Raw genomic sequence first — 16,785 nt, forward strand, 5'->3', positions numbered from 1 at the left:
AGCAGGTTGATGTCGAGAACCCGGTGCCACTGCTCGTCGTCGTTGTCCTCCACGGTGCCCATGGCGCCGATACCCGCGTTGTTGACCAGGATGTCGATGCCGCCGAGCGCTTCGGCCGCCGCCTGGACGGCCGCGCGAACGGACCGGTCGTCGGCGACGTCGGCGGTGTAGCCGCGCAGCGGGGCGCCGGCGCCGGACGGGTCGAGGTCCAGCACCGCGACGTCCGCGCCGCGTTCGCCGAGCAGTCGGGCGGTGGCCAGGCCGATGCCGGAGGCGCCGCCGGTGACCAGGGCGGTGAGCCCGTCGAGGTCGGTGGTCATGCCTGCGCCTCCTGGTCGGCAAGGTCGGCGGCCCAGAACGCGCCGCCGGGGTAGGTGTAGGTGTCGATGCTGGCCTGGTGCATGGTGGCGGAGAAGCCGGGCGTGGTGGGTGTCCGGTAGCGGCCGCCGGTCACCGTGGCCGGGTCGGGGAAGTGCTGGTGCAGGTGGTCGACGAACTCGATGACGCGGTCCTCGGTGGTGCCGGAGAGGGCGACGTAGTCGAACATCGACAGGTGCTGGACGAGTTCGCACAGGCCCACGCCCCCGGCGTGCGGGCAGACCGGGACGCCGAACTTCGCGGCGAGCAGCAGGATGGCGAGGTTCTCGTTGACGCCGGCCACCCGGGCGGAGTCCAGCTGGAGGATGTCGATCGCGTCGGCCTGGAGGAGCTGCTTGAAGACGATCCGGTTCTGCACGTGCTCGCCGGTGGCGACCTTGACCGGGCTGACGCCCCGTCGGATGGCGGCGTGGCCGAGGATGTCGTCGGGGCTGGTGGGCTCCTCGATCCAGTACGGGTCGAACTCGGCGAGGGCGTTCGTCCATTCGACGGCCTCCGCGACGTTCCAGCGCTGGTTGGCGTCGATGGCCATCCGGATGTCCGGCCCGACGGCCTCGCGGGCGGCCCGGCAGCGGCGGATGTCGTCGGCGAGGTCGGCGCCGACCTTCAGCTTGATCTGGGTGAAGCCGTCGGCGACGGCCTGCTTGGCGAGCCGGGTGAGCTTCTCGTCGGAGTAGCCGAGCCAGCCGGGGGAGGTGGTGTAGGCCGGGTAGCCGTCGCGCAGCAGGAGTTCGGCGCGCTCAGCTGCACCCTGCCTGCCCCTGACCAGGAGTTCCAGCGCGTCCTCGGGAGTGAGCGCGTCGGCGATGTAGCGGAAGTCGACCTGCGAGACCAGCCACGCCGGGTCGGCGTCGGCGAGCAGCTGCCACAGCGGCTTGCCCGCGCACTTGGCCGCCAGGTCCCAGACGGCGTTGACGACGGCGCCGATGGCCATGTGCATCACGCCCTTCTCGGGGCCGAGCCAGCGCAGCTGGCTGTCGCCGATCAGGTCGCGGTACAGGGAGCCGGGGTCGGCGCACAGGTCGGCGACGGAACGTCCGACGGTGTGCTCGCGCAGCGCGTCGATGGCGGCGACCTGGACGTCGTTGCCACGGCCGATGGTGAAGGTGAAGCCGTGGCCCTCGTGGCCGCCCGCGGAGGTGCGCAGGACGACGTAAGCGGCGGAGTAGTCGGGGTCGGGATTCATCGCGTCGGACCCGTCCAGCTCCCGCGAGGTGGGGAAGCGGATGTCGTAGGTGTCGACGGCGGTGATCCGCGCGGTTGTTGCGGACAACTCGGTGCCTTTCACGCGTTGATGAAGGTCTGGCGCTGGGTGCCGAGACCGTCGATGGTCAGCTTGACGGTGTCGCCCGCGCGCAGGTAGGGGGTACCGGGCAGGCCGAGGGCCACACCGGCCGGGGTGCCGGTGTTGATGACGTCACCGGGGTTGAGCACCATGTACTGGCTGAGATACCAGACCAGGTACGGCACGTCGAAGATCATGTTCTTGGTGTCGCCGTTCTGGCGGACGTCGCCGTTGACGGTCAGCCGCAGGCCGAGCGCCTGAGGGTCCGTCACCTCGTCCGGGGTGACCAGCCAGGGCCCCAGCGGGTTGAAGCTCTCGCAGGACTTGCCGAGGTCCCACTGCGCGGAGTACTCCAACTGGAACTCCCGCTCCGAGACGTCGTTGCTGATCGCGTAGCCCGCGATGTGGTCGGCGGCCTCGGCCGGGCTTGCCAGGTAGCGGGCCTGGCGGCCGATGACGACGGCGAGCTCCACCTCCCAGTCGGTCTTCACCGAACCGCGCGGGATCAGCACCTGGTCGAAGGGACCGACCACGGTGGAGGGGTCCTTCATGAAGACCACCGGCCGTTCGGGAACGGGCGCCCCGGTCTCTTCGGCGTGGTCCCGGTAGTTGAGGCCGACGCACACGACCTTGCCCGGGCGGGCGATGGGCGCGCCGGTCCGCAGGCCGGCCGTGTCGATGAGCGGCAGGGCACCTTTGGCCAGGGCGTTCCTGACCCGGTCGATTCCGTCCGAGGCGAGGAACGCGCCGTCGATGTCGGCGGTCAGGCCCGTGAGGGAGAAGACGGCGCCGTTGTCGTCGAGGACGGCCGGGGTCTCTTCTCCGGGTGCCCCGATGCGCAGTAGCTTCATGGCTTGATCTCCTGTCGTCGCGCGCCAGAGACCGAGGCTCTCCAGCCAACACATCGGATGAATCTGCAGTGCCCTGACCATACGAGCGATGGCCGCACCCTCGCAAGAAGTCCTCCGATGTTTGTGATCGCGACCAGTGTTCGAGTGCCGATCTGTGCAGCTCAGAGCGGATATGACGCGCTTCTGGAGTATGGCTCGGAGGTCGGGGTGTCACGGTTTGAGATTCATCCGAGGTTTCCTCTTGTCAGCTATGTTTCCGGCTCGTAAGGTCCTCGGTACCGCAAGCCGTCCGATGACTGCGGGAAGCATGGTCCCCCGGCCTCCCTCCTGGATGAGGGCCGGGCTTTCCCACCGTGCCGGCCCGTACCGGCTCCCTCCTGCCCCGGCAGTGGCACCGGACATCCCTCCAAGGAGATCAGCACCATGAAGCTTCGGTCCCCCAGAGTCGCGGCCATCGCCGCCACCGTGGTCGTCCTGGCCGGGTTCGCCACGGCCTGCAACCGCGGCAGCGACTCGGACTCGTCCGCCTCCGGCGGCAAGCCGGCGATCGGCATCGACCTGCCCCGCACGGACTCCGACTTCTGGAACTCCTACGCGCAGTACATCAAGCAGGAGACCTCGTCCCAGGGCCTGAACACCCTGCCGGTCAGCAACTCGCAGAACGACGTGACCAAGCTGGTCGCCAACGTCCAGGTCTTCCAGAACACCGGTGCCAAGGCCGTCGTGATGGCCCCGCAGGACACCGGTGCGATCGCCTCCACCCTGGAGGCGCTGTCCGGGAAGAAGATCCCGGTGGTCAGCGTCGACACCCGCCCCGACAAGGGGAACGTCTACATGGTGGTGCGCGCCGACAACAAGGCGTACGGCACCAAGGCCTGCGAGTTCCTCGGCAAGCAGCTCGGCGGCAAGGGCAAGGTCGCCGAGCTCCAGGGCTCGCTGAGCTCCATCAACGGGCGCGACCGCTCCGAGGCCTTCGCGGCCTGCATGAAGGAGAAGTTCCCCGACATCCGAGTGATCGAGCTGGCCACCGACTGGAAGGGCGACGTCGCCTCCGCCAAGCTCCAGTCCACCCTGGCCGCCAACCCCGACCTCGGCGGCATCTACATGCAGGCCGGCGGCGTCTTCCTGCAGCCCACCCTCGCCCTGCTCGAGCAGAAGGGCCTGCTCAAGCCCGCCGGGCAGAGCGGTCACATCGCGATCATCTCCAACGACGGCATCCCGCAGGAGTTCGACGCGATCCGCAAGGGCGACATCGACGCCACCGTCTCGCAGCCCGCGGACCTCTACGCCAAGTACGCCCTGTTCTACGCAAAGGCCGCCGCCGAGGGCAAGACCTTCCAGCCCGGCGCGACCGACCACGACTCCACCGTCATCCAACTGCCCAACGGCCTGGAGGACCAGCTGCCTGCCCCGCTGGTCACCAAGGAGAACGTCGACGACAAGACCCTCTGGGGCAACAACGTCGGCAAGTGACCCCATCAGCTCCCGTGAGCGGCGGACCGACACCCCATCCGCACCGCCGCTCACGGGGTCGACCTTGAAAGGACCCGCCATGGCGGACCCCAGCCCCGTCGGGGGCCCCGTCGTCGAGGCCGACGGGATCAGCAAGCGCTTCGGCGCCACCGTCGCGCTCAGCGACGCCCGTATCTCGGTCGCGCCCGGCGAGTCGCACGCGCTGGTGGGCCGCAACGGCGCGGGCAAGTCCACCCTCGTCTCGGTCCTCACCGGGCTGCAGAACCCCGACACCGGCACCCTGCGCTTCAACGGCGAGCCGGCCCCAGCACCCGCCGACACCGACGCCTGGCGCTCCAAGGTCGCCTGCGTCTACCAGCGTTCCACCATCATCCCGGCGCTGACCGTCGCCGAGAACCTCTTTCTGGGCCGGCAGAGCAGTGGTGCGCTGCGCCCGATCAGTTGGAAGCAACTGCGTAACCGTGCAACCGAGTTGCTCGCCGAGTACGGCGTCGAGGTCGATCCGACCGCGCGTGCCGAGGACCTCACCGTCGAGCAGCGCCAGTTCGTCGAGATCGCCCGCGCGCTCTCGTTCGGCGCCCGGTTCATCATCCTCGACGAGCCCACCGCCAAACTTGACGCGCGCGGCATCGAGAAGCTCTTCGACAAGCTGCGCTCGCTCCAGGAACAGGGCGTCGCTTTCCTGTTCATCTCGCATCACCTGCAGGAGGTCTACGACCTCTGCGCCACCGTCACGGTCTACCGGGACGCCCGGCACATCGTCACCGCGCCGGTCGCCGAGCTGGACCAGCAGGCCCTGGTGGAGGCGATGACCGGCGAGAGCGCCCGGGCCACCGAGCCCGCCTGGTCGGTGACGGGCCGTCAGCGCCAGGACGGCGCCCCGCTGCTGGAGGTCGCCGGGCTCAGCCTGGCCGGTGCCTACCGGGACTTCTCGCTGACCGCGCACCCCGGTGAGGTCGTGGGCCTGGCCGGGGCCGCTGCCAGCGGCAACGTCCGGCTCGGCGAGACCATCGCCGGACTGCACCGCCCGCAGACCGGCAGCATCACCGTCGCGGGCCGCCGGGTGCGCACCGGCCAGGTCCCCGCCGCCCTCGCGGCCGGCATCGGCTTCGTCCCCGAGGACCGGCACATCCAGGGCCTGATCCCGCAGCGCAGCGTCGCCGAGAACGCCACCCTGACCGTCACCGACCAACTCGGTCCGTTCGGCACGGTGCTGCCCTCGCGGACCCGGGCCTTCGCCGAGCGGATGATCACCGGACTGGACATCAAGACGCCCAGTGCCGCCGCCCCGGTGTCCGCGCTGTCCGGCGGCAACCAGCAGAAGGTCGTCATCGCCCGGGCACTGGCGACCGAGCCGCACGTGCTGGTCGCCATCCGCCCGACCAACGGCGTCGACGTCAAGTCCAAGGAGTCCCTGCTCGGCACCGTCCGCCAGGTCGCCGACGCCGGGAAGAGCGCCCTGATCGTGTCCGACGAACTCGACGACCTGCGGGTCTGCGACCGCGTACTGGTCATGTTCCACGGCCGCGTCGTCGCCGAGTACACACCCGGCTGGAGCGACGAACAACTGGTCTCAGCCATGGAGGGCATGGCCGGCCCGACCGATACGAAGGAAATCCATGTCACCCACCACTGAGGTCCGCGCGCTGTCGGCCACCGCCGTCCCCGCACCCGCCGAACCCCGCTTCCAGCTGGCCCGCTACCGCGACCTGTCCCTCGTCCCGGTCCTGCTCGTCCTGGGGATCATCGGGTTCGCGGTCTCGCCGGCCTTCCTGACCTCGGCCAACCTGCTCGGCGTCGGCCAGCAGGCCACCGAGCTGAGCCTGCTGGTGCTGGCCGAGGCACTGATCCTGATCGCCGGCCGGATGGACCTCTCGCTGGAGTCCACGATCGGCGTGGCCCCGGTCATCGCCATCTGGCTGGTCGCGGCCGACCACGGCGCGCGCTTCACCGGCCTGGGGCTGTTCCCCGAGTGGACGGCCATCCCGCTGTGCCTGCTGGTCGGCGCGGTCATCGGAGCGATCAACGGCTTCCTGATCCTCAAGCTGCGTCTCAACGGCTTCATCGTCACCCTCGGTGCGCTCACGCTGCTGCGCGGCCTCCAGGTAGCCGTCTCCCAGGGGCAGTCGATCGTCAACCTGCCCGGCTCCTTCACCTACCTCGGCCGCACCAGCTGGCTCGGCGTCCCCGCCGCGATCTGGATCTGCGGCCTGCTGTTCCTGATCGGCGGCAGCGCGCTCGCCTGGCTGCGCCACGGCCGCGCCCTGTACGCGATCGGCGGCAACGCCGAGGCCGCCCGCGCCGCCGGCATCCGGGTCGACCGGATCACCTGGGCCGTACTCATCGTCGGCAGCCTGCTCGCCGCCTTCGCCGGCATCCTCTACACCGGCCACTACGGCTCCATCTCCGCCGACCAGGGCAACGGCTGGATCTTCCAGGTCTTCGCCGCCACCGTCATCGGCGGCGTCAGCCTCAACGGCGGGCGCGGCACCCTCTTCGGCGCTCTCACCGGTGTGCTGACGCTCCAACTCGTGCTCAACGTCATGACGTTGGGCGGCGTACCTCCACTGTGGAACCAGTTCCTCAACGGCGCGATCATCATCGTCGCGTTGACCATCTCCCGCTTCGCCTCCGGCGAGAAGCAGGAGTGACCCGGCCGCGCAGTGAAGGAGGGACCCCACGATGGCGGTGACCGACCTGGCCATCGAGAAGATCAAGGACATGATCGTCTCCGGCACCCTGCAGCCGGGAGCCCGACTGCCCAACGAGGCCGACCTCGCCGACCAGCTCGGCCTGTCCCGGAACTCCCTGCGCGAGGCCGTCCGAGCGCTCACCGCGATGCGGATCCTGGTCCCCAGGCAGGGCGACGGCACCTACGTCTCCGGCCTTGAGCCGCACCTGCTCCTGGAAGCCATGGCCTTCGCCGCCGACGTCTCGCACGGCCACACCGCTCACCAACTGCTCCAGGTACGCCGCCTGTTGGAACCCCAGGCCACGGCCCTGGCGGCCGGCCGCCTGACCGGGAAGGAGCTGTCGGTGCTCCGGTCGATCCTCGACCGGAGCGCCTCCGACGTCGGCATCGAGGAGTTCATCGAGCTGGACATCGAATTCCACCGCACCATCGCCGACTCGGTCGGCAACCCCGTCCTCTCCACCCTGCTGGGCATCCTCTCCACCCACACCCAACGGCTGCGCATCGTCCGCGGCACCCATGACGCGCCCGCCCGCGCACAGGCCCACCGCGAACACGAAGCCATCTGGCGGGCGCTCACCGCCCGGGACGCCGGGCTCGCCGCCGGCGCCAGCGCCGTGCACGTCGCAGCCGTCGAGGACTGGCTGGCCACCGGAACCGTCACTCATGCTCGCCGATAACGGGCGGTGGTCAGCGCCGCCTCGCGGGAAGATTACTCGCGGGCCTGGGCGTTCACTGCGGGGCGCGCGTCGCCGCCGTCCGCGCCCAGGCCCGCGAGCAGGCGCAGCCCGTCCTCGGCGGAGCTGCCGGGGGCCGCGGACATCACCAGCAGCTCCATGCCGGATTCGTCCGGCAGCGCGAAGTTCTCGTGGTGCAGTTCCAGCAGTCCGACCAGCGGGTGCCGGTACGCCTTGCGTCCGTGTGTGCGGGCGCGGACGTCCGCGCGGGCCCAGAGGCGGCGGAAGCGCTCGCTGCCCATCGCCAACTCGCCGATGAGCGAGGCCAGTCGAGGGTCATCGGGGAATTTGCCGGCGGCCAGGCGCAGGTGTCCGACCACGTCGAGGGTGCAGTTCTCCCAGTCCGCGTACAGGCCGCGCTCGGTCTCCTCGAGGAAGATGTTCCGGGCGATGTTCAGGCCCGGCAGCGGCCGGCCGTAGAGGAGTCCGGCGAGGCGGTTCCCGGCGAGTACGTCCAGGCGGTGGTCCATGATCACCGCGGGTGCGTCGGCGACCAGACCGAGGACGCGTAGCAGCTCCGGGCGGACCCGGGAGCTCGGCGCCTTCGCCCGGCGGCGACGCTTCCCGGCGAGTCGGCAGAGGTGGTCGCGTTCGGTCTCGTCGAGGCCGAGCACGCGGGCGAGCGCGTCGAGGACCTGGCCGGAGGGCTGGGTCGCGCGGCCCTGCTCGAGGCGTACGTAGTAGTCGACGCTGACCCCGGAGAGGTGCGCGACCTCCTCGCGGCGGAGCCCTTCGACCCGCCGACGGCTGTCGGTGGGGATGCCGGCGGCCGCCGGGTCGACCCGGGAACGCCGGGTCCGCAGGAAGCCCGCAAGATCGTCCATTCCCCAAGTATGGCTGCAGGTGGTGCGCTTGAGGGTGGTCCTGCCAGTACCAGGAAGTCCGGTCCGACGGAAGCGGCGCCCCTGAACGCCGGGCGCCGGAGTGCCCAGAATCGAAGGCATCCGATCCGAAGGCCCCGACCCAAGGGCCCCCGACCCGAAGGACTTCCCATGAAGACGCTGATCGTCCATGCCCACCCGGAGCCGAAGTCGCTCAACAGCTCGCTGAAGGACCTCGCGGTGACCACGTTGGAGACCGCCGGGCACGAGGTACGGGTGAGCGACCTGTACGCGATGAACTGGAAGGCGGTCGTGGACGCCGCGGACTACGGCCCCGACGCCTCGAGCCCGCTGAAGGTCGCCCTGGACTCGGGCCGGGCTTTCGAGGCCGGGACGCTCACCCCGGACGTCCTCGCCGAGCAGGAGAAGCTGCTGTGGGCCGACACGATCATCCTCCAGTTCCCGCTGTGGTGGTACACCATGCCCGCGATCCTCAAGGGCTGGGTGGACCGGGTGTTCACCCACCGCTTCGCGTACGGCGTCGGCGAGCACAGCGCCACCAAGTACGGCGAGCGCTTCGGCGAAGGCACCCTCGCGGGCCGCAGGGCTCTGCTGTCGGTGACCACCGGCGGCCCGGAGTCGCACTACTCCGCCCGCGGGATCAACGGCCCCATCGACGATCTGCTGTTCCCGATCCAGCACGGCATCCTCTACCACCCGGGCATCGAGGTGCTGCCGCCGTTCGTGCTGTACGGCGCCGACCGGCTGACCGCCGAGGACTACCCGGACGTCGCCAAGGCCTGGGAGCAGCGCCTGCTCACCCTGGAGTCGACCGAGCCGATCGCGTACCGGCGGCAGAACTTCGGCGACTACGAGATCCCCTCGCTGCAGCTCAAGGAAGGTGTGGAGCCCACGGGCCGGACGGGCTTCGGGCTGCACGTGCGCGGCTAGCTTCGGTTCGCCGGTCAGGGCGGTCCCGGGGGCTCAGGCGCAGGCCACCGACTGGGGGAACGTGAAGACCTGGTCCGGGTCGTAGCGCCGGGCCACCGCCTTGAGGCGGTGCAGGTTGTCGCCGTAGTAGGCGGTGCCCCAGTCGGGCAGGGTTGCGTCGATGTAGTTGACGTACGCTCCCGTCGCGCCGAGCGCCCCGAGCCCGTCGCGGATGGTGTCCACCGTGGCGGTGGCCGCGGCCTTGCCCGCGAGTGTGGTGCTCGCGTAGATCTGGGCGGAGGCGAGTGCGGAGCGGTGCGGGAAGGCGGTCGCGTCGGGGGCGAGCCGGGAGACCTCGCCGCCGAGAGAGTCGAGCAGGAGGTCGACGCCGGTGTGACCGGTCATCAGCTGGGTGATCTGCTGCGGGTCCAGCGAGGTGTCGAGGATGCGGGAGGCGGCGACGAACGCCTCCCGGGGGAGCAGCCCGCCCTCGGAGACGGGGTGGCACTGGGCGATGGTGTCGTTCGCGCAGCCTGCCATGTACTTCATCGCGTCGAGGTAGCTCTTGGTCTGGGCGGTGCGGGAGGTCGGCTGGGTGGCTGCGGCGGAGACCAGCTGGTCCAGCAGCGGGTCCAGCCCGCTCTGGGGCCCGACGTAGCAGCCGCCGACCCGGCAGGTCGGTGACGAAGCGCCGGAGACGACGCAGTTCGACCACAGTTCTGACGGGGCGTCCGCCACCCACTGCTGCCAGGCCCCGATCACCGAAGCGGCCGAGCCGGCCGGGAAGCGCAGCGAGAAGACGGTGAGNGTTCGGGCGCCGGTTCGGTGCTGAAGGTGAACCGGGTGACCACGCCGAAGTTGCCGCCGCCTCCGCCGCGCAGCGCCCAGTAGAGATCCGGCTCGGAGGACTCGGAGGCGGTCAGCACCCGGGAGTCGGCGGTGACCACCTCGGCCGAGACCAGCCGGTCGCAGGTCAGCCCGTACTTGCGGGTCAGCACGCCGATCCCGCCGCCCAGCGCCAGCCCGCTGACGCCCACCGTCGGGCAGGAGCCGGCCGGCAGCAGCCGCCCGGCCCCGGCCAGTGCCGCGTACACCTCGATCAGCCGGGCCCCCGCGCCGACCTGCACCGTCCCGTCGGGCTGCACCTGGACCTGCGCCATCGGCCGAAGGTCCATCACCAGCCCGCCGTTCGGCACGCTGTACCCGAGGTAGCTGTGCCCTCCGCTGCGCGCGGCGATCGGCACCCCGTGCCCGCGGGCCGCGTCCAGGCAGCTGCGTACATCCGCTGCCGAGGTGCACCGGGCCACCGCCGCCGGGAACTGACCGTCGTTCAGCTCGTTGTACCCGAGCCTGGCCACCCCGTACCCCTGGTCCTCCGGCAGCAGCAGCCTCCGGCACCGCCCGCCCGCGGGCCGCCGCCCGCGCCTCGCCCACCGCCGTCCCCGCCAGCGCCAACGTGCCGCCCAGCCCCAGAGCAGCCAGGAACCCTCGTCGATCCATCGTCATGTGCTCGCATCTCCCGATGACGGTGCGCACCGCGTGCCGACCACGCAGCCGCGCTTCGCGGCCATCCTCAGCCATCCTCGTCCGGGAACCGCCGACGGCGCGCGAGGCTGCGCCACCAGAGGGTTGACGGCGGGTCAGCGACGGTCTCCCCTGGGAGGTGGGTCCGAGAGTGGCCCCACGCACAGTTCCGCCACCGTTCACAGGACCATCCCCTGTCGGCGGTGGTCCATTCGGCCGGGGCCGCGACTCTCGTGCCGCCCTGACGCAACGACCCTGGGACGGACCTCGTGACCGAATCGCCCGCACAACGGTGGCACCGCAGCCTTCCCCTCCTCCTTGTCGCCGGCCTCGCGCTGGCTGCGGGCACGCTGACGGTCGGCCCGGCCCACGCGGCCCCGGTGGACGACATCCGGATCAACGAGGTGGTGACCACCGGAGACGTCAACGACTCGATCGAGCTCTACAACAAGGGCACGGCGACCGTCGACATCTCCGGCTGGATCCTGAAGGACGACAGCAACAGCTCGAAGTACCAGGTCGCCGCCGGTACGAGCCTGGCCCCGGGCGCGTTCCGGGCCTTCGACGTGCACAGCTCCTTCGGCCTGGGCTCCGCCGACAAGGCGCGCCTGTACCTGGCGGACGGCAGCACGCTGGCCGACAGCTTCAGCTGGAGCAGCCACTCCAACCCGTCGTGGTCACGCTGTGCCGACGGCACCGGCGCGTTCAAGGCGGCGGCGCTGACGCTCGGCGCGGCGAACGCCTGCGGCGGTACCGGTGGCGGGGGCACGCCCGTGGCCTGGCCCGGCAGCAGCTCGGTGGCGACCGCCGACGCCGCGAACGTGTTCGGGCAGGACCTCAGCGGCCTCTACCAGGAGGGGACCGTGATGTGGGGTGCCCAGAACTCCGGGAAGCTCTGGCGCCTCGTCAGCAACGGGTCCGGCGGGTGGCAGCCGGACACCGCGAACGGCTGGTCGGCCGGCAAGACGCTCCGCTTCCCGGGCGGTTCGGGCACCGTGGACAGTGAGGGCGTCACCGTCACCGGCGCCGGTGCGGCGGGCGGGGTGTTCGTCTCCAGCGAGCGCAACGGCGACGTGTCCGGCACCAGCCGGCTGTCGGTCCTGCGGTACGACGTCAGCGGCAGCGGTTCCTCGCTGACCGCGACCAGGGAGTGGAACCTCACCTCCGACCTGCCGTCGGTGGGCTCCAACAGCGGCCTGGAGGCCGTCACCTGGGTGCCCGACAGCTACCTGACCGGCGCGGGCTTCAAGGACGCCACCACCGGCGCCGCCTACAACCCGGCCGGCTACGGCGCGCACAGCGGTGGGGTGTTCTTCGTCGGCGTCGAGGGCACCGGCACGGTCCACGGCTACGTCCTGCTGGACGGTGGCGGCTTCACCCGGGTCGCGTCCGTCAGCAGCGGGATGAGCGGCGTCATGGAGCTGCAGTGGGAGCCGCAGGCCGGTCGCCTGTGGGTGGTCTGCGACGACACCTGCAACGGCCAGCACCGCACCATGCAGGTCAACACCGCCGGCGCCTTCGCCACCACCGCCGTCTACAACCGCCCCACCGGCATGGCCAACCTCAACAACGAGGGCTTCAGCCTGGCCGGCTCCGGTGAGTGCGTGAGCGGCTCCAAGCCCGTGTACTGGTCCGACGACAGCAACACGAGCGGCCACGCGCTGCGCAAGGGCACCATCAGCTGCTGACCGTCCGTCAACGCTGCGGCCCCGCCCTCCACAGGGGCGGGGCCGCAGCGTTGAGAGCGGGTGCGGCGGGTCGTTCAGGTCAGGACGACGCAGCCCTGTCGCTCCAGGTCGGTCAGGAGCGGGAGGGAAGGGTCGATCTCGTTCCAGCGCAGGTCCAGCTTCTCCAGTGCGGGCATCTGGGCGAGCCAGTCCGGCAGTCGGTCGAGGCGGTTGCTCCGCAGGTCGATCTGCCGCAGCCGAGGGAGGCCGGCCAGCGACGGCGGCACCTCGGTCAGGGCGTTCTCGCGGAGGTCCAGGTGGCGCAGTTCGTGCAGCTCGGCGGTCGACGGCGGCAGGTGCTCGACGGCGTTCCCCCGGAGCCAGAGCTCACGCAGATTGCGGAGTCGGCCGATCGCGTCCGGCAGTGTGGTGAGGCGGTTGTGCTGTGCCCTGAACTCGATGAGGCCGGTCATCCTTCCGATGGCTTCAGGCAGGGAAGTGAGGGAGTTCTCACCGACGTTGAGGTAGCGCAGCCGGGTCAGGTTTCCCAGTGAATCCGGAAGCCGTGCGAGCTGGTTGTCGTGGAGGTAGAGGCAGCCGCCGAGCCCGGTCAGCTCGCCCAGCTCGGCGGGTACCGAGGCGAGTGCGTTGTGGCCGAGGTCCAGGGTGTTCAGCAGCTGCAAGCGGGCGATCCCCGGCGGGAGGGCGGTGAGTCCGTTGTCCGCCAGGATCAGCACCTGGAGTTCGGTCTGCTGCCAGACGGATTCGGGGACCTCTCCGAGCTCCTGACGCCACAGGTTCAGTACGTGCCGCACGGTCTCTTCCCTCTCGTAGGACGCCACCCCTGGTGGGACAACCGGGGTCTGTCGTGAGCTTCTTGACAGGCCCTCAGATTCTCGGCGCATCCAGAGCGTACGGCCGGTTGGCCAGGCATTTTTGTGGCTTCTGCCAGTACGACGCCCCGGTCGGGGAGAGGGAGACTTCCGGCCAGAGGCGGCGACCTGTTCCGAGGGCCGACGCCAAGGACTGAGGGGGAACAGCACGATGAGTGGTCAGCTGTACGACGAGATCGGCGAGGCGTTCGAGGGCTTCAAGACCCTTCCGCTCACGCGCTACGGCGAGGTGCCCGGCTTCCTCGAGCTCGTCGGTGACGTGACGGGCAGGTCGATCCTCGACCTGGCCTCCGGAACCGGCTTCTACAGCCGGGAGTTCAAGCGCCGCGGCGCATCCCACGTCCTCGGTGTCGACATCTCCTCCGCAATGGTCGAAGCTGCCCAGGGCCTGGAGGACAGCGCACCGCTGGGCGTGCACTACGAGGTCGGCGACGTCGCTGAGCTGCGCACCTTCGAGCAGCCCTTCGACATCGCCGTCGCGGTCCAGTTGTTCAACTACGCCGAGGACGTCGCCACCATCGAGCGGATGTGTCGCGTCATCCACCGCAGCCTCGCGGCGGGCGCCGAGTTCTTCGTCTTCACTCAGCACCCGGACTACCGTTTCGACGGGCCGTCGCTGGCCAAGTACGGCTTCCTGTGCGAGTCGCTCGGTGAGGAGACCGAGATCGGGCCGCGGGTGAGGATCACCGCGCTCCTCGACCCGCCGATCTCGTTCGTCGCGAACCCGCCCAGCCGCGAGGTCCTGGAGAAGTCTCTGCAGGCGGCCGGATTCAACGAGGTCACCTGGGTTCCCCTGGAGATCTCCGCTGCGGGTGTGCGCGAGCACGGCCAGGAGTTCTGGGACGACTTCGCCGGAAACCCCCCGCTGACGATGCTGCGCTGCCGCGCCTGAGGCCGGGCGGCCCGTCCCCGGTCCGGCCGGTCCGGCCGGGGCCGGGACGGGCCGCTTCTCGGCAGCGCTCGTGGGCACGGTCAGCAGTGGTCGCCAGGGGCCCGCATGCCCCTTGCGCGGGCGGTCTTCGACGCCACCTCGGAGCCGAGCAGGTCGAGGACTTCGGCGGCCCGGTCCGGCTGGGTCGATGCGGCCAGTACGCCGCCGCTGAACGTCGAGCAGATCGCGGAGTCGCCCGGCAGCGGGCCGACGATGACGATTCCCGGCAGGTCCATCAGTTCGCTGTGCTGCTGGAACGCCAGGTTGGCTGCGCCGGACGCGAGCAGGCTGCCGACCGGCACTCCCGGTGGCGCCTGGACGAGCCGGTCCCGGAGCGGCTCGGCGAGTTCGAGCCGGGCGATCAGATGGCGATCAGATCGAGGAGGGCCGTACCGCTGGGGCCGGTGGAGTAGGCGACCCGCTCGGCCGCCAGGAGGGCGGCCCGCAGGTCGCGCACCTCGTCGAACGCCGGAACCGGTGTTCCGGCCGGCACGGCGGCGACGACCTGAGAGACCCAGAGCGGGCGGACCGTACCCCCGCGGAGGTGTCCTTGGTCCGCCAGCTCGGCGAGTGCTCCGTCGGCGAGTACGAGCAGATCGGCCCCGGCTCCCTCGCGCACCCGCCGGGCGATCTCGACCCCGCCGGCGGACTCGAAACGCACCGCGATCCCGTGATCGAGTCGGATCTGTGCGGACAGCTCGGCCAGGACCGGCCGCGTCGCCATCGAGGAGAAGCCGGAGATCCCTCGGTACATGTCGCCTCCTTGTGTCCGGCCGATGGTACGACGCGCGATCGGGCCGCCCGACGGCGGTCTGCAAGACTGACCGGGTGAGCACAACCCGGAGCACGGCGGCTGGAAAAGTCCTCGAAGTCCTCTCGACCTTCGACCGTGAACGCAGGTCACAGACGCTGTCGGAGATCGCCCAGCGCGCGGGCCTGGCGCTGAGCACCACGCACCGGGTGGTCACCGAACTGGCGGGCTGGGGAGCGCTCGAACGCGGGGAGGACGGGTCCTGGTACGTCGGGCTGAGGCTCTGGGAGATCGCCTCGGGATGCCCGCGCTCCCAGATCCTGCGCGATGTGGCGCTGCCGTTCATGCAGGACCTCTACGAGGCGACGCACGAGAACATCCAGCTCGCGGTGCGCGAGGGCACCGAGCTCGTGTTCGTCGAACGGATCGCGGGCCACCGGTCGGTGGAGCTGGTGACGATGGTCGGGTCCCGGTTCCCCGTCGGCTCCACCGGGATGGGCCGGGTGCTGCTCGCGTACGCGCCCCGGGAGGTGCAGGAGGAGGTCCTCGAATCCCCGCTGCGGGCCTGGACCCCATACACCGTCACCGACCCGAGGACCCTGCGCGCGCAGCTGGACCGGATCCGCCGCGAGCAGGTCTTCGTCAGTGACCGGCAGCTCTCGGAGAGCACGGTCGCGGTGGCCGCCCCCGTGCGGATCGGCCGGACCGGGCCGGTGAGCGCCGCGCTGGGGATCGTCATCGCGGCGCGTGGCGCCAACCGTGCGAGCGGACTGCGCGAGCCGCTCCTGCGGGCTGCGTACGGGATTTCCGACGAGCTCGGCCGTCGCGCCCGCACGACGGCCTGACAGGCGAGGCTTCCGCCTGACGGAAACGCTAGCGACCGGTCGCGGTACCGACTGCCAACGTTCGGGGTGTTCGGAACGTTCGCAGTCGCTCAGGAGATGCCATGGCCGAGGCCACCGTCGATACCGTTGCCCCGGTTCCAGTCGCCATCGTCGGTGCCGGTCCGGCCGGCCTGATGCTGGCTCACCTGCTCGGGCGTGCCGGGGTCGAGACGATCGTGGTCGACACCCGCACCCGGCACGAGATCGAGACGACCCAGCGGGCCGGCATCCTCGAGGCCGATGCGGCCCGGGACTTGGTCGAGACCGGCGTCAGTGACCGGATCCTGCGCGACGGTCACGAGCACGAGGGCATCGAGCTCCGATTCGGCGGCCGGCCGCACCGCATCGACTTCAAGGAGCTGGTGGGCGAGGCGGTCTGGCTCTACCCGCAGACCGACGTGTTCATCGACCTTGCCGACGCCCGGGACCGCGACGGCGGCACGGTCCACTTCGGCGTCCGGGACACCGAGCTCCTCGACCTCGCGACCGACACGCCCCGGGTCCGCTACACCGCGCCCGACGGGACCCGGCATGAGATCCGGGCGCGCTACGTGGTCGGTGCGGACGGGTCACGCGGCAGGTGCCGCGATCTGGTGCCCGAGGACCGGCGGGTGCGCTACGGCAAGGAGTACCCCTTCGCGTGGTTCGGCATCATGGCCGAGGCACCGATGAGCGCGCCCGAACTGGTCTACGCCCACTCCGAGTTCGGCTTCGCGCTGATCAGCCGGCGGACCGAGAGCGTGCAGCGGATGTACTTCCAGTGCGCCCCCGACGAGTCCGTCGACGCCTGGCCGGACGACCGTATCTGGGAGACGCTCCAGGCCCGGGTGGCCGGTCAGGACGGTTTCCGCCTCGCGGAGGGGCCGATCCTCGACAGGACGGTGCTGCGGTTCCGCTCCTTCGTGCAGGAGCCGATGCGCTGGGGCTCGATGGCCCTCGCGGGCGACGCCGCGCACACCGTGCCGCCG

Annotated in this window: 17 protein-coding genes and 1 pseudogene; 9 read left to right on the top strand and 9 right to left on the bottom strand. The window is 70.7% G+C overall.

The features are described 5' to 3' along the window. From ASC99_RS28070 to ASC99_RS28080, 3 genes are all read right to left on the bottom strand, one after another. Positions 1–320: SDR family NAD(P)-dependent oxidoreductase (locus ASC99_RS28070; protein ID WP_157531797.1), on the bottom strand; the 320-nt coding region annotated here is incomplete at its 3' end. Next, complete coding sequence (locus ASC99_RS28075) at positions 317–1,651, bottom strand: L-fuconate dehydratase (protein WP_057237218.1); 1,335 nt, start codon at positions 1,649–1,651, stop codon at positions 317–319. The genes ASC99_RS28075 and ASC99_RS28070, both read right to left, overlap by 4 nt. Positions 1,652–1,662: 11 nt before the next feature. After that, the gene (locus ASC99_RS28080) at positions 1,663–2,514 is read right to left on the bottom strand and encodes a fumarylacetoacetate hydrolase family protein (RefSeq protein WP_057237223.1); all 852 of its coding nucleotides are present in this window, start codon (positions 2,512–2,514) and stop codon (positions 1,663–1,665) included. A 423-nt stretch (positions 2,515–2,937) separates the two neighbouring features. Here ASC99_RS28080 and ASC99_RS28085 point away from each other — a divergent pair, with 423 nt between their 5' ends. From ASC99_RS28085 to ASC99_RS28100, 4 genes are all read left to right on the top strand, one after another. Continuing rightward, positions 2,938–3,987 carry a sugar ABC transporter substrate-binding protein gene (locus ASC99_RS28085; protein ID WP_057237229.1) on the top strand — a complete coding sequence of 350 codons (1,050 nt, stop codon included), beginning with the start codon at positions 2,938–2,940 and terminating at the stop codon, positions 3,985–3,987. Between the two features lie 79 nt (positions 3,988–4,066). Further along, the gene (locus tag ASC99_RS28090) at positions 4,067–5,623 is read left to right on the top strand and encodes a sugar ABC transporter ATP-binding protein (protein WP_057237231.1); all 1,557 of its coding nucleotides are present in this window, start codon (positions 4,067–4,069) and stop codon (positions 5,621–5,623) included. Then, a complete protein-coding gene (locus tag ASC99_RS28095; protein ID WP_057237233.1) occupies positions 5,607–6,638 on the top strand; it encodes an ABC transporter permease in 1,032 nt (343 codons plus the stop codon). The genes ASC99_RS28090 and ASC99_RS28095 overlap by 17 nt, the downstream gene beginning before the upstream one ends. Positions 6,639–6,669: 31 nt before the next feature. After that, positions 6,670–7,359 carry a FadR/GntR family transcriptional regulator gene (locus ASC99_RS28100; protein WP_057237236.1) on the top strand — a complete coding sequence of 230 codons (690 nt, stop codon included), beginning with the start codon at positions 6,670–6,672 and terminating at the stop codon, positions 7,357–7,359. Between the two features lie 32 nt (positions 7,360–7,391). Here the strand turns inward: ASC99_RS28100 and ASC99_RS28105 are convergent, their stop codons facing one another. After that, positions 7,392–8,240, bottom strand: a complete 849-nt coding sequence (locus ASC99_RS28105) for a helix-turn-helix transcriptional regulator (RefSeq protein WP_057237242.1) — start codon at positions 8,238–8,240, stop codon at positions 7,392–7,394. Positions 8,241–8,408: 168 nt separating this feature from the next. Between ASC99_RS28105 and ASC99_RS28110 the strand changes: the two genes are divergently transcribed. Continuing rightward, entirely contained in the window at positions 8,409–9,188 is a 780-nt protein-coding gene (locus ASC99_RS28110) for an NAD(P)H-dependent oxidoreductase (protein ID WP_057237246.1), read from the top strand. A gap of 33 nt (positions 9,189–9,221) precedes the next feature. On the opposite strand, the gene ASC99_RS41290 is transcribed toward ASC99_RS28110, so the two are convergent. Together ASC99_RS41290 and ASC99_RS41295 are read right to left on the bottom strand one after the other, a co-directional pair. Continuing rightward, positions 9,222–9,974, bottom strand: a 753-nt coding sequence (locus ASC99_RS41290) for a BBE domain-containing protein (RefSeq protein ID WP_235583160.1), incomplete at its 5' end; no start/stop codon positions are given. Position 9,975: 1 nt separating this feature from the next. Continuing rightward, a pseudogene (locus ASC99_RS41295) lies at positions 9,976–10,525 on the bottom strand (FAD-binding oxidoreductase); the annotation flags it as partial. A 435-nt stretch (positions 10,526–10,960) separates the two neighbouring features. Between ASC99_RS41295 and ASC99_RS28120 the strand changes: the two are divergent. Continuing rightward, positions 10,961–12,379, top strand: coding sequence for a lamin tail domain-containing protein (locus ASC99_RS28120; RefSeq protein ID WP_057237251.1), 1,419 nt, complete (start codon positions 10,961–10,963; stop codon positions 12,377–12,379). 74 nt (positions 12,380–12,453) lie between these two features. Here ASC99_RS28120 and ASC99_RS28125 read toward each other — a convergent pair whose 3' ends face one another. Then, on the bottom strand, positions 12,454–13,173 hold the full coding sequence (locus ASC99_RS28125; protein WP_057237256.1) for a leucine-rich repeat domain-containing protein: 720 nt from the start codon (positions 13,171–13,173) through the stop codon (positions 12,454–12,456). Between the two features lie 229 nt (positions 13,174–13,402). On the opposite strand from ASC99_RS28125, the gene ASC99_RS28130 reads away from it, so the two are divergent. Next, the gene (locus ASC99_RS28130) at positions 13,403–14,143 is read left to right on the top strand and encodes a class I SAM-dependent methyltransferase (protein ID WP_057237258.1); all 741 of its coding nucleotides are present in this window, start codon (positions 13,403–13,405) and stop codon (positions 14,141–14,143) included. Between the two features lie 80 nt (positions 14,144–14,223). Here ASC99_RS28130 and ASC99_RS41780 read toward each other — a convergent pair whose 3' ends face one another. Beyond that, positions 14,224–14,484 (bottom strand): substrate-binding domain-containing protein, encoded by a 261-nt coding sequence (locus tag ASC99_RS41780; protein WP_255359283.1) that lies wholly within the window; start codon positions 14,482–14,484, stop codon positions 14,224–14,226. A gap of 59 nt (positions 14,485–14,543) precedes the next feature. Further along, on the bottom strand, positions 14,544–14,936 hold the full coding sequence (locus ASC99_RS41785) for a substrate-binding domain-containing protein (protein ID WP_255359284.1): 393 nt from the start codon (positions 14,934–14,936) through the stop codon (positions 14,544–14,546). A 74-nt stretch (positions 14,937–15,010) separates the two neighbouring features. Here ASC99_RS41785 and ASC99_RS28140 point away from each other — a divergent pair, with 74 nt between their 5' ends. Then, complete coding sequence (locus ASC99_RS28140; RefSeq protein ID WP_057237327.1) at positions 15,011–15,778, top strand: IclR family transcriptional regulator; 768 nt, start codon at positions 15,011–15,013, stop codon at positions 15,776–15,778. Positions 15,779–15,879: 101 nt separating this feature from the next. Beyond that, positions 15,880–16,785 (top strand): 4-hydroxybenzoate 3-monooxygenase (locus ASC99_RS28145; RefSeq protein WP_057237260.1); only part of this gene is annotated, 906 nt, incomplete at its 3' end.

The sequence above is a fragment of the Kitasatospora sp. Root107 genome (assembly GCF_001424875.1).
Taxonomy (GTDB): domain Bacteria; phylum Actinomycetota; class Actinomycetes; order Streptomycetales; family Streptomycetaceae; genus Kitasatospora.

Excerpts from the sequence above, each read along its gene's own strand:
- ASC99_RS28080 (WP_057237223.1), bottom strand. The coding sequence starts at position 2,514 with ATGAAGCTACTGCGCATCGGGGCACCCGGAGAAGAGACCCCGGCCGTC.
- ASC99_RS28085 (WP_057237229.1), top strand. The coding sequence starts at position 2,938 with ATGAAGCTTCGGTCCCCCAGAGTCGCGGCCATCGCCGCCACCGTGGTC.
- ASC99_RS28090 (WP_057237231.1), top strand. The coding sequence starts at position 4,067 with ATGGCGGACCCCAGCCCCGTCGGGGGCCCCGTCGTCGAGGCCGACGGG.
- ASC99_RS28095 (WP_057237233.1), top strand. The coding sequence starts at position 5,607 with ATGTCACCCACCACTGAGGTCCGCGCGCTGTCGGCCACCGCCGTCCCC.
- ASC99_RS28100 (WP_057237236.1), top strand. The coding sequence starts at position 6,670 with ATGGCGGTGACCGACCTGGCCATCGAGAAGATCAAGGACATGATCGTC.
- ASC99_RS28105 (WP_057237242.1), bottom strand. The coding sequence starts at position 8,240 with ATGGACGATCTTGCGGGCTTCCTGCGGACCCGGCGTTCCCGGGTCGAC.
- ASC99_RS28110 (WP_057237246.1), top strand. The coding sequence starts at position 8,409 with ATGAAGACGCTGATCGTCCATGCCCACCCGGAGCCGAAGTCGCTCAAC.
- ASC99_RS28130 (WP_057237258.1), top strand. The coding sequence starts at position 13,403 with ATGAGTGGTCAGCTGTACGACGAGATCGGCGAGGCGTTCGAGGGCTTC.
- ASC99_RS41785 (WP_255359284.1), bottom strand. The coding sequence starts at position 14,936 with ATGTACCGAGGGATCTCCGGCTTCTCCTCGATGGCGACGCGGCCGGTC.